This window comes from Marinobacterium profundum (genome assembly GCF_001528745.1).
Classification (GTDB): Bacteria; Pseudomonadota; Gammaproteobacteria; order Pseudomonadales; family Balneatricaceae; genus Marinobacterium_A; species Marinobacterium_A profundum.
In genome coordinates this window covers 38284-50348 of the sequence record NZ_BCNS01000107.1, presented here as the reverse complement: position 1 = coordinate 50348, position 12065 = coordinate 38284, and the positions used below count along the sequence as shown (strand labels likewise).

The following is a 12065-nucleotide window of genomic DNA, read 5'->3' as shown; positions in this document are numbered from 1 at the left end:
ATTGTCGGACAGCCTCCTAGAACAGACAAATCCCCGGGTGGCGCGCTACAATGCGCACAGATTCCGCAAAGGCTTAGTGAACTGTGACCATGAGCGACCACAAGCAAGACAACACCACTGACTTCGGTTACCAGCAGGTACCGGTTGAAGACAAGGCCAAGCGCGTGGCCGACGTGTTTCACTCGGTCGCTACCAAGTACGACATCATGAACGATCTAATGTCCGGTGGCGTACACCGGCTGTGGAAGCGCCTGACCATCGAACAGAGCGGCGTGCGCGCTGGCCACCGGGTGCTGGATATCGCCGGCGGCACCGGTGACCTGACACTGCGTTTCTCCCGTCTCGTCGGTGCCCAGGGCAAGGTTGTATTGGCGGATATCAACGACTCCATGCTGAAGGTCGGGCGCGACAAGCTGCTCGATCGCGGCGCGGCCGGCAATATCGAATTCGTTCAGGCCAACGCCGAAGCCCTGCCATTTCCGGACAACTACTTCAATGTCATTACCATCGCCTTTGGCCTGCGCAATGTCACCGACAAGGACGCAGCCCTGCGCTCCATGGCCCGGGTACTCAAACCTGGCGGCAAGGTCATGGTGCTGGAGTTTTCCAAAACTGATAATCCCGCGCTTACCAAGCTATACGACTTCTACTCCTTCAACATCCTGCCCAAAATGGGTCAGGCGATTGCCGGTGATGCCGAAAGCTACCGCTACCTGGCCGAGTCCATTCGTATGCACCCGGATCAGGAAACCCTCAAGGGGATGATGCAAGACGCAGGGCTCGTACAGTGCAAGTATCAGAACATGACCGGCGGCGTGGTAGCGCTGCACACCGGCATCAAGCCCTGAAGCGATCCACGAGAATCACGCCATGCCTCTGAACATGCTCAATGCCGCCCTGCTCACTCTGGCCGAGCAGGGCCTGAACAGCCTGCTCAGCCGTGACCCGGTCACCCTGCGGGTGCTGGGCCAGCTCAGCGGCCGCGTGGTGGCGCTGGACATCAGCTCACCGGTGGCCATGACGCTCTTCCTGATCCCCAATAATGAAGGTCTGCAGCTGCAGCAACACTACGGCACCGAAGCCGATGCCGTTATTGCCGGCAGCGCCAGCGCACTCTTGCGCCTAGTAAGCAGCAATGACAAGGCCGCTGCACTCTTTGGCAAGGGCGTAACCATTAGCGGTGACAGTGGCCTGGCCAACCGACTGCAAAGCATACTGGCCGACACCGATATCGACTGGGAAGGTCTGCTGGCCGATCAAATCGGTGATCTTCCCGCCCACCAGGCGGCACGCATTGCGCGTCAGCAGGGCCGTTATTGGCGCCAGACCGGCAGCAGCCTGAGCCACAACCTGGGTGAATACCTGCAGGAAGAAGTCCGCCTGCTACCACCAAGGGCCGAGCTCGAAGGTTTTATGGCCGATGTGGATATGCTGCGCCAGCGGACTGATCGTCTCGACGCACGGCTGCAGCGCCTGCTCCATCGATTGCACCCGGAACAAAGCTAGCAGCCTCCGCCTGTGGGTAACCTCAGAACGGCTTAACCACCACCAGAATCAGAATCGGCACGAAAATCAGCAATGGCAGTTCGTTAAACAGCCGGAAGTAGCGGCCACTCTGACTTAAAACGCCGCTCGCCATGCGTTTAAGGTAGACCCGACACCAGCCGTGATAGCCGATCAGCAAGACCACAAACAGCAGCTTGGCATGCAGCCAGGCGCCGCTGAAACCATAGCCCAACCAGAGCCAGAGCCCCAGTCCCAGGGTAAAGACCGCCATCACGCTCATAAAGCCATAGAGCTTGCGCGCCATGATCTGCAGCCGGGTGACATCCTGTCCCGCCGCACGCCCCTCGACAAAATGCACAAAGATGCGCGGCAGATAGAAAATCCCCGCCATCCAGCTGGTCATCGCCAGAATATGAAAGGTCTTGACCCACAACATAGTCATCTCCCTGATCAGATTGGGCTTCATCATACGAAAAAGCATGCGGAAAAACTGAAGGGTTTGGACAAATATTTCCGCTATTAGCCCCCGCTACATCGCTTTAGGATGACAGCATGACCCCCAAATACAGAGGAGCCTTCCATGACCCTGCGTACGCTTGAACGCCGTGCCCGCACAATGCCCACATCCGATGGCGCGGGCGTGCGCCTGAACCGCGCCATAGGTACGCCGACGCTGCGTAACCTGGATCCTTTCCTGATGCTGGACGAATTCAAGTCCGACAGTGCCGACGATTACATCGCAGGTTTTCCGTCCCACCCCCACCGGGGCTTTGAAACCGTCACCTATATGCTGGCAGGGCGCATGGAACACCGCGATCATCTGGACAACGTCGGCCTGCTGCAATCCGGTGGCGCCCAGTGGATGACGGCCGGACGGGGCATTATCCATTCCGAAATGCCGCAACAGGAAGAAGGCCTGATGTGGGGCTTCCAGCTGTGGATAAATCTGCCGGCGGCCGAAAAAATGTGCCCGGCGCGCTACCAGGACCTGCTGCCAGAGGACATTAGGGAGGCCACCGACGATCAGGGCATACTGCGACGTGTTATCGCCGGCGATTCACTGGGCACTACAGGTCCGGTTAGCGGCATCGGTGTAGACCCGCTAATGGTGGACATCCGCATGCCCGCCGGCAGCAGCCTGACTCACCCGGTAAAGGTCGGACACCGCGCCTTCGTCTATGTCTATCGCGGCCAGATTCAGCTGGGGGAAGACACTCTGGGTACGGGCGAACTGGGTGTTCTGCGCGATGGCGATGCCGTTCAGTTGCAGGCCCTGGAAGACAGCGCCCTGATGCTGCTGGCTGCCCGCCCCATCGGAGAGCCCATAGTGCAGTACGGGCCTTTCGTCATGAATACAGAAGAGGAAATCGAGCAGGCGCTGCGCGATTATCGCGACAACCGCCTTACCGCGTAACCGAATCCGGCCTTGGCAGGGACGCCAGTTGGGCTACACTTTAGCCAGTTAAAACGCTTGTATTAGCCATGCTGTTGCCTGGCCATATAAATAATTATGCCCCGGACTCAGCGCGGCATCAGGCCGCCAGCGACTACCGTAACAGAGGGATCTGTAATGCCTGCCCTGCGAATCACGCTTATCTGCTCCACCATTCTGTTTGGCGCCTGCAGCGTCCTGCCGCCCTTCGAGCCGGTAGAGCGCGTTGTCTGGCTCGATCAGGGGCCGGCCTGGGATAGCGAAAGCCGAGACTGGTATCACCATGCCAGCCAGGGCACCTCCACACTGCCGGTTCCGTTCGAATGGTTTATGGCGCTGGAGCAGCCCGGCATCAACCCCTTTGGCGAAGGAAAACTGGTGACCGACACCGATTTTCTGGGCCGACTGGGCTTTATCCAAAGCGATATCACCCCCTTCAACCAGAGCGGCCTGCCGGTAGGCTTTGCCGTCAATTACGGTGTTACCAGCCCGGTAGACGGACGCCGCTACAACGCCATCGGCTTTACCTGCGCCGCCTGTCACACCGGCCAAATGACCTATCAGGGCACCGCCATTCGCTACGATGGCGGCCCGGCCATGACGGATATTACCCGTTTGACCAACGTGCTCTTCCTGGCCATGTTCGAGAACAACTACAGCAAACTGCGCTTCAAACGCTTCGCCGCACGCGTGCTGGGCGAGCGCAACACCGACGCCAACCGCAAACAGCTGAAAAAAGACTTCTCCAAAACTCTGATGGAGCTGATCGACCAGCAACTGGCGACCATAGAGGCGCAGAAACAGCAGGTAATAGTGCGTGATATAGAGGCGGGAACTGAAAGCCGCATCCTGAAAGACATAGCCCGTACCGTAAAAGCCAACCTCAAGAATGTGGAGGGTTTTACCCGTCTCGACGCTCTGAACCGTATCGGCAACCAGGTATTTGCGCTGGACGCCAACCGGCCTCAGAACTTTGTGCCAGTGAACGCACCGGTAAACTACCCCCATATCTGGACCTCGTCCTGGTTTGAATGGGTGCAGTACGATGCCTCAATCATGCAGCCCATGGTACGCAACGCCGGTGAAGCCCTGGGTGTTGCCGCTCTGGTGAATCTGGAAGCAGGCCCCACACGCTTTGAATCCAGCGTGCGGGTAAAGACGCTGCACCGCATCGAACAGCAACTGGCCGGCACCCAGTCCCCCTTCGAGCACAAGTCATTTAATGGCCTGCGGGCTCCCAAATGGCCAGAGAACATTCTGCCGCCGATTGACGCATCTCTCGCCAGCGAAGGCGCCGGACTCTACCAGCAACTGTGCCAGGGCTGCCATCTGCCGCCGGTGCAGTCCGATGCCTTCTGGAGCGAACGTTACTGGGCCACCAAAAACAGCGCCGGCGAGCGGCTACTGCGCCTTAATATAATCCCGCTGGAGAAGATCGGCACCGACCCCATGCAGTCCAGGGTATTGGCTGAGCGCACGGTCGACACCCGGGGGCTGGGGATAGATACGCCGGTCTACCAGGGTGAGAACTGCACGCCGCTGCGCGTCACCGAAGCAAAAGATGCCTCATTCGCCTATTCCCTCGGCGCCCTGGTGCAGGAAACCACCGACTACTGGTATCGCCAGCACGGCATCGGGGATGCCGAACAGCAAAACCTCAACGGCAACAGACCCAACTGTCTGCAGGCCGGGGCCGGCTACAAGGCTCGCCCGCTGAACGGCATCTGGGCAACAGCCCCCTTCCTGCACAATGGCGCCGTACCCAATCTCTATGCCTTGCTGTCCCCGGTCGCCGAGCGCCCGGCACAGTTCTCTCTGGGCCAGCGCGAGTTCGACCCCGTCAAGGTGGGCTATCTGAGCCAGCCCAACCCCAGCGTATCCCTGCTCGACACGCGCCTTGCCGGTAATTCCAACCACGGGCACGAGTTCAATAACACCCAGGCCCCCGGCACTATCGGCCCCTATCTGAGCGAAGCCCAGCGCCTTGCACTGGTCGAGTACCTCAAGACGCTTTAATTGACAGGTGCAATAGCTCTGAACTCGCCACAAAATAAAAAGGGGCGCCAGCATTCACTGGTACCCCTTTTCTTCGTTCATTCTTGCTGTTCGCTCCCCCAGGGCCTACCAGGGCACTTCGCTACCATCCCAACTCAGGAAGCGGCCACTGGGGCCATTGCGGGCCTCATCAAGCACCTTCAGTAGCTGGCGCACCGAGCGCTCCACCGTAAAGAGTTTTTCAGGCGCGACTCTTTTGCTAAAGGGCGCTGACAGATCGGTGGACGTGGTACCCGGATGCAAACAAAGCAACTGCAGATGCGGGAAGCGACGCTTCATCTCGATGGCAGCGGTTTTCATCAGCATGTTCAGTGCCGCCTTGGAGGCTCGATAGCTGTACCAGCCCCCAAGCTGATTCTCGCTGATACTGCCAACCCGCGCCGAAATAACCGCGAACTGACTGGAAGTGTGCTGCACCAGCAGCGGATGTACATGATTTAGCAACAACAGCGGACCCAGCGCATTGACCGAGATCGAGCGCTGCAGCCAGTCGCCCGACAGCTGGGACAGGCTCTTTTCGGGCAGACGATCACCCTCATGCAAGAGGCCTGCACAACAGAGTACCAGCTCCAGGGGTTCATCAAGATGCTGTTGCAATATGCCGGTGGCCGCGCCAATGCTCGACTCATCCGTCAGATCCAGCTGCAGCAGGTGCAACTGGCCCGGGAAGGCTGTCGTAAGAGCATTCAGAGTACCGGTGCCGGCAAAGTCCCGGTAGCTGGCATAGACATTCCAGTCGCGCTGCAGCAACGCCCGCACGAACCCCTGCCCGATTCCCCGGGTAGCCCCCACCACCAACGCCGTCGCCATAATAACTTCCCCGCACAAGACTGAATGGGCGGCGCAGGCAAAAAGCCACGACGCTTTTTCAGTTTATACGCTGGAACACTACCGCGCCGATCACAGCAGAAAACAGGCGTTAAACAACAGCCGTGCTCACCTGCAACAGCCCCACCAGTTCCACTTCAAGCTGGTCACCGGACTGAATAGGCCCAACACCCGCAGGCGTGCCGGTCAATACCACATCACCGGGTTCCAGGGTGAAGTACTGCGAGATATAGCTAAGCAGCGGCAGTACAGGATTCAGCATAAAACGGCTGTTGCCATCCTGACGGGTGTCACCGTTAACACGCAGCCGGATCTGCACATCCTGCAGACTGCTGACAGCATGCGGCGAGACGAAATCCGACAGCGGACAGGCACCATCAAACCCCTTGGCTTTTTCCCAGGGATGCCCCTGGCGCTTGAGATCATCCTGCAGGTCGCGCAGCGTCAGATCCAGTGCCAGGCCAATACCGGCAATAGCCTGGGCGGCTTCGCTCTCGCTGGCCTTGCTAAGACGGCTGCCAATCAGAATCGACATCTCGGTTTCAAAGTGTACCCGCCCCTGATCCGCCGGGATGGCAAAGGGCTCGGCCATCGGCAGCACTGAGCTGGCAGGCTTGATAAACAGCATCGGGACCGTGGGAATCGGGTTGTTCAGCTCGGCGGCGTGGTCGGCATAGTTGCGCCCAACACAGACGATCTTGCCCAGCGGCAGATCCATCGCCGTGCCATCCATAAAACGGTGCTGGTAGTTCATCGCCATATTCCCTCGAATGATCTGGGCTATACCGCAGGTTGCACAGATACGAATTATTTCAAAGCGCAAATAATAACCCCGAGCTACGGCGCTATCCAGCCGCTTGCGCTGCAGCCTGTCGAGTTTGGCCGATCGTAGCGGCTAGCCTCAGGCCAGCACTGGTCTGCGACGCTCAGCCCGCAACAGCAGGAAACTTATCCACAGCGTCAGACAGAACACCAGCAGGGACGCCGCAACAACACCAAACCAGCCATGGGCGTGCCAGAAAGGCGCCAGATAGAAGCCACCGGCGCTGGCCCCCAGGTAGTAAAACAGCAGATAGAGCGACGATGCGCTGGCCCTTGCCTGCTCGGCATGGCGGCTCACCCAGCTGCTGGCGGTCGAATGCGCAAAGAAAAAGCCAAAGCTGTTGATAAGAAAACCCACCACTATGGCCGGCAAGGTCGGTATCAGAGTCACGCTAGAGCCAAGCATCAGCAGCACTATGCCGATCATTAAACAGACCGGCTGTGGCAGCTGCTGCGCCGCGCGCCCCGACAGTGCCGAACCCACTGTGCCGCTGAGGTAAGTCAGGAACAGCATGCCGAGGAATTTCGCCGACAGGCCATAAGGCTCGTCTGCCAGCATAAAGGTGGCATAGCTGTACTGATTGATGAAGATAAAGAAATTCAGCCCGCCTACCAGATAGGCCCCCAGCAGCAACGGGTTACGCAGATGCCCGGCCAGATCTCGCAGCATGATGCGCGGGCGCAATGCCCGCGGACTGAAACCGCTGGAAGCCGGCAACAGCCAGATCACCAGCCCCAGCAGCAGCACACTGATAGCGGCCATCACCGCAAAGGCCTGGGACCAGCCGTAGCTGTCTCCGACAAAACCTCCCACCAGGCGCCCGCCCACCCCGCCCAGGGTATTGCCGCTAATGTAAAAGCCCACTGCCAGCATCAGCGCCTTGCGATTAAACTCGTCCCCCATATAGGCAATGGCGATCGCTGGCAGCCCGCCGAGAAACAACCCCTGCAGCGCCCGCAGCCCCAGTAGCATGGCGTAGCTTTCAGCCTGGGACAGTGCCAGGGTGGTCAGAGCCGCCCCTCCCATGCTCAGCAGGATAATACCGCGCCGCCCCAGAGCATCGGACAGCGGGCCATAAAACAGCAGCGACAGGCCCAGAGTCAGAGTGGTCACAGTAAAGCTCCAGCCCGCCTGCAGCGGCGAAATGCCAAAGGAGTCCGCGATCATCGGCAGCAACGGCTGAGTGACGTAGACATTGGCAAAGATCATCACCGACCCCAGGCAAAGGGCCAAAGTCGCCCGCCAGAATGCCCTGCTGCCTGCTTCAATCATTTTGGTACCCAGCTGCCAGTAACAGAGGGCAGCATAACGCTACCATTGGCATCATAAAAATATATAGTTGTTATCGTACTGATAACGAGTGCTTATCCATGGATATCAAACCGCTGCGCTATTTCACCGAGGTGGCGCGCCACGCCAGCTTTACCCGCGCGGCCGAAGTACTGCATGTCGCACAGCCCGCCGTCAGCATGGCCATTCGCAAACTCGAAGCCGAACTGGAGCTGACACTGTTCCATCGCAACGATCGCAAGGTCGTTCTAACGGATGAAGGTCAGCGACTGCTTGAGCATGCCAGCCGCATTCTGCAGATGGTGGACGATGCCCAGCTCGAAATGCAGGAACTACGTGGCCTCACCCGCGGCGAAGTGCGGGTTGGCATTCCCGGCATGCTGGGTTCCTATTACTTCCCCCCCATCCTGATGGCATTTCGTCACCAGCACCCCAACCTCAGGCTGTCGGTGGTGGAGGCAGGCACCGGCCGTCTGCGGGAGATGCTGCAGGAGGGCTTGCTGGATCTGGCCATCATAGTCGCCGATGCCGTACCCGACGAACTGGAGGCTGGCATCTTTTTGCGCCAGCAAATGATGGTCATACTGCCCCGGGACCATGCGCTGGCGCAGCAGTCCCATATCAGCTATGAGGCCTTTTTTCGCGAAGAACTGGTGCTGTTCCAGCAGGGCTATTTCCACCGAAAAGTGGTTGACCAGATCGTCAAACGCGGCAACTACACACCCAATATTGGTTTTGAAACCAACCTGCTGCCGCTAATCAAGTCGATCGTCAAGCAGGGTTTTGGCATCTCCACGCTGCTGGCCATGGTGCTGCGTGACGATCCGGACCTGGTGGCCGTGCCGTTTGAAGAGCCCGTCTGGCTCGACCTGTCAATCGCCTGGCGCCGCCAGGGCTATCTGTCCCGTGCCAACCGGGCTTTTGTCGACTTCGTCCTGGCTCATTCAGCGGCGAACGAGACGAAAAGACAGAGGTGAAGATGCGGCGGCAGTTGCATGTATTAACCCGGCGGGTTAATACATGCAGCAGGGATGCTTCATCATTGGCCGAAGGCCAATGCGAACGCCATCTCTTCGCCCCCAAGATGGCCAGCAAGTCCATGCACTTGCGCCCATTCTTTTAGGCTAAAGAGTTCTGGCGTGACGGACAAATAGGGAGGGAACCTATTTTTCCATCGGGTTAATAGCCAAGAACAAGCGCTGCCACTATGATGCTGCCTTTCCTGTTCCCAACTGATCGAAAACTCTCTTTTTTGGCTTAAAGCACAGAGGATCTCTGCATGTTCCACGTTAATGAATACTTTGAAGGCAAGGTCACATCCATCGGTTTCGATAACAGCGAAGGCCGTGTAACCACGGGCGTGATGGCCATCGGCGAGTACGAGTTCGGCACCAGCGAAAAAGAACGCATGGTCGTCACCTGCGGCGAATTGATCGTGAAACTGCCGGGCAGCGATAGCTTTGTCAGCTACCCCTCCGGCACTGAATTCAACGTCGATGCCGACCAGAAATTCCAGCTGCAGGTCAAACAGGCCACCGCCTACCTCTGCTTCTACGGCTGATATCGCCCTGCCGGAAGCCTCGTTGCCGGCAACCACAACAGACGATGCAGCACCCACGCGCGCCGTCTGTTGTGTAAATCTGCTCATCTAAAGCTGAATATAAATCCGGCGTTTGGCGCTCAGCCGTCAAACTCATTCATGTAACTTTGTGCTACCATAGCCGCCCTGAAATACCCGCCCGCTAACCACCAAACGAGTCGTACAGTATGAGCAAGACCACTTCTCTGGAAAAAAGCAAGATCAAGATTTTGCTGCTGGAAGGCGTCCACCAGTCGGCGGTCGATACCCTGAATGCACAAGGTTACAACAGCATCGAGTACGTCACCGGTTCCATACCGGAAGAACAACTGATCGAAAAGATCAAGGACGTACACTTCATCGGTATTCGCTCCCGCACGCAGCTGACCGCGAAGGTCCTGAGCGCTGCCGAGAAGCTGATCGCCGTCGGTTGCTTCTGTATCGGCACCAATCAGGTTGACCTCCAGGCCGCCACCGAACTTGGCATCGTGGTATTCAACGCGCCCTACTCCAACACCCGCTCCGTAGCAGAACTGGTACTGGCTGAAGCCATTATCCTGCTGCGTGGCGTGGCGGAGAAAAATGCCAAGGCCCACCGCGGAGAGTGGCAGAAGTCGGCCACCAACTCCTACGAAATCCGTGGCAAGAAGCTGGGTATCGTCGGTTACGGCAGCATAGGCTCGCAGCTGAGCGTGCTGGCCGAGTCCCTGGGAATGGTTGTCCACTTTTACGATGTCGTGACCAAACTGCCGCTGGGCAACGCCAGTCAGATTGCCTCCCTGGACGAACTACTGGCTACCTGCGACGTGATCTCGCTGCACGTGCCGGAAACCCGCTCCACCAAGGACATGATGGGTGTGGCCCAGTTTGAGAAGATCAAGCAGGGCTCGATCTTCATCAACGCCGCCCGCGGTACCGTAGTCGATATAGACGCGCTCTGTGGCGCACTGGAAAGCGGCCGCGTACTGGGTGCCGCCGTGGATGTATTCCCGGTTGAACCACGCAGCAACAACGACGAGTTCATCTCGCCGCTGCGCGAATTCGACAATGTGATCCTGACGCCCCACGTCGGTGGTTCCACCATGGAAGCACAGGAAAACATCGGCTACGAAGTAGCGGAAAAGCTGGCGAAATACAGCGACAACGGCTCGACCATCACCTCCGTCAACTTCCCGGAAGTGGCCCTGCCGGCGCACGCCAAGGTACACCGTCTGCTGCACGTACACCGCAACATTCCAGGTATCCTCAGTGCGATCAACACCGTGTTCTCCGAGAACAATGTCAACATCTCGGGCCAGTACCTGCAGACCAACGACAAGGTCGGTTATGTAGTGGTGGATGTAGACGCCGACTATTCGGAAATGGCGCTGGAAAAGATCCTCGAGATCGAAGGCACCATCCGCGCACGTCGTCTGTTCTGATAGAACGCCTGAAGCTGTTGCCTGCACTGCGGGCAACAGCTGCGCCCGCTGATCGCCAGATCCGCGGGCGTTTTTACATTCCCCGCTCCACCCCAGCCGCCCGATCTATTGCGTCCAGATAGTTGCCTATGTGCCCGAAGAGTTCGCGGCGCAGCGGCGGGGTTTCATTCACCAGATGATGCCGCGCGCCTGGGATCAGCACCGGCTGCAGTGATGGATAGAGCCGCTGCAGTACCGCCATGTTATGCCGCCAGTCCACAGTGCCATCTTTCTGTCCCTGCAACAGTAGCGGCGTTCCCCCCAGCGGTGCGCTGGCCTCGATCAGCTTGACCCACTCCAGCATGGCCCTGACCCAGCTGACTGCCACGCGGGAATGCTGCAGCGGATCGTACAGACGCACAAAGCGCACAAAGGAAGCATCGCCGGAGTTTTCTGAATAGTTGCGTTTCACCTGTTTGAGAAAACGCCCGAACCAGCGGTATTTGCGCGCAATCACATCCATCATCACCGGCCGTATCAGCGGCGCCAGATACACCCGACCCGCTACCCGCTCGGCAATGGGGTCTCCGCCGCGCTGCTGCTCCATCAGGATGGCTGCCCCGGTGCTCTGTCCCATCAGCACCCAGGGGCCAGGCAAACTGCCTTGGTGGCGCTCTAGCAGTACCGACAGCTGGCGCGCATAGGTCGAGAAGTGATCGATACCCAGGGCTGCGCCTCCGGACAAGCCGTGCCCCGGCAGATCATAGATGAGTACATTCCAGCCCCGCTGCAGCAGAAAGTCGATCAGGTGGCGATAAAGCCCGGCATGATCGGTATAGCCATGGAGCAACACTGTGGTGCCACGGACCGCCTCTTTGGGGCGATATTGCTGCACCACCAGATCTAGCCCATCGACACATTCCCGCCCGATACTGTAATCACAGAGCGGCATCAGTTCGATCAGGCGATAATGTTCCAGATACGCCTGCAGATGCGGGGTACAAAGCGTGATATCGTTGGGCTCGAACACATCGAGCCCGTCGCGGATTTGTCGAGGATCAATGACCTTCATTGCATCTCCAGGCCTAGCAGCCTGTTGGGCTTGGCCGGTCGTAGCGAGGGAAAGACCGATTTGAGTTAGTTTTTGAGCTC

Annotated in this window: 12 protein-coding genes; 7 read left to right on the top strand and 5 right to left on the bottom strand. The window is 58.5% G+C overall.

What is annotated here, in order from left to right; genetic code table 11:
* Window positions 1-89 precede the first annotated feature (89 nt).
* Together ubiE and MPRO_RS11030 are read left to right on the top strand one after the other, a co-directional pair.
* Complete coding sequence (gene ubiE, locus MPRO_RS11035) at window positions 90-848, top strand: bifunctional demethylmenaquinone methyltransferase/2-methoxy-6-polyprenyl-1,4-benzoquinol methylase UbiE (protein WP_067291901.1); 759 nt, start codon at window positions 90-92, stop codon at window positions 846-848.
* Window positions 849-870: 22 nt separating this feature from the next.
* Complete coding sequence (locus MPRO_RS11030) at window positions 871-1506, top strand: ubiquinone biosynthesis accessory factor UbiJ (RefSeq protein ID WP_067291898.1); 636 nt, start codon at window positions 871-873, stop codon at window positions 1504-1506.
* Window positions 1507-1528: 22 nt separating this feature from the next.
* On the opposite strand, the gene MPRO_RS11025 is transcribed toward MPRO_RS11030, so the two are convergent.
* On the bottom strand, window positions 1529-1942 hold the full coding sequence (locus MPRO_RS11025; RefSeq protein ID WP_067291924.1) for a CopD family protein: 414 nt from the start codon (window positions 1940-1942) through the stop codon (window positions 1529-1531).
* Window positions 1943-2086: 144 nt separating this feature from the next.
* Between MPRO_RS11025 and MPRO_RS11020 the strand changes: the two genes are divergently transcribed.
* A complete protein-coding gene (locus MPRO_RS11020; protein WP_067291895.1) occupies window positions 2087-2920 on the top strand; it encodes a pirin family protein in 834 nt (277 codons plus the stop codon).
* Between the two features lie 156 nt (window positions 2921-3076).
* Window positions 3077-4954 (top strand): di-heme-cytochrome C peroxidase, encoded by a 1878-nt coding sequence (locus tag MPRO_RS11015; RefSeq protein ID WP_067291890.1) that lies wholly within the window; start codon window positions 3077-3079, stop codon window positions 4952-4954.
* A gap of 105 nt (window positions 4955-5059) precedes the next feature.
* On the opposite strand, the gene MPRO_RS11010 is transcribed toward MPRO_RS11015, so the two are convergent.
* The 3 genes from MPRO_RS11010 to MPRO_RS11000 form a co-directional block, all read right to left on the bottom strand.
* A complete protein-coding gene (locus MPRO_RS11010) occupies window positions 5060-5803 on the bottom strand; it encodes an SDR family NAD(P)-dependent oxidoreductase (protein WP_067291886.1) in 744 nt (247 codons plus the stop codon).
* A gap of 109 nt (window positions 5804-5912) precedes the next feature.
* A complete protein-coding gene (locus MPRO_RS11005) occupies window positions 5913-6575 on the bottom strand; it encodes a fumarylacetoacetate hydrolase family protein (RefSeq protein ID WP_067291883.1) in 663 nt (220 codons plus the stop codon).
* Between the two features lie 147 nt (window positions 6576-6722).
* Complete coding sequence (locus MPRO_RS11000; protein WP_067291880.1) at window positions 6723-7916, bottom strand: MFS transporter; 1194 nt, start codon at window positions 7914-7916, stop codon at window positions 6723-6725.
* A 98-nt stretch (window positions 7917-8014) separates the two neighbouring features.
* Here MPRO_RS11000 and MPRO_RS10995 point away from each other — a divergent pair, with 98 nt between their 5' ends.
* From MPRO_RS10995 to serA, 3 genes are all read left to right on the top strand, one after another.
* Entirely contained in the window at window positions 8015-8911 is an 897-nt protein-coding gene (locus tag MPRO_RS10995) for a LysR family transcriptional regulator (RefSeq protein ID WP_067291876.1), read from the top strand.
* Window positions 8912-9213: 302 nt separating this feature from the next.
* Window positions 9214-9495 carry a pyrimidine/purine nucleoside phosphorylase gene (gene ppnP, locus MPRO_RS10990; RefSeq protein WP_067291873.1) on the top strand — a complete coding sequence of 94 codons (282 nt, stop codon included), beginning with the start codon at window positions 9214-9216 and terminating at the stop codon, window positions 9493-9495.
* Window positions 9496-9701: 206 nt separating this feature from the next.
* The gene (serA, locus tag MPRO_RS10985; RefSeq protein WP_067291869.1) at window positions 9702-10934 is read left to right on the top strand and encodes a phosphoglycerate dehydrogenase; all 1233 of its coding nucleotides are present in this window, start codon (window positions 9702-9704) and stop codon (window positions 10932-10934) included.
* A gap of 73 nt (window positions 10935-11007) precedes the next feature.
* Here serA and MPRO_RS10980 read toward each other — a convergent pair whose 3' ends face one another.
* A complete protein-coding gene (locus tag MPRO_RS10980; RefSeq protein ID WP_067291866.1) occupies window positions 11008-11985 on the bottom strand; it encodes an alpha/beta hydrolase in 978 nt (325 codons plus the stop codon).
* Window positions 11986-12065 lie beyond the last annotated feature (80 nt).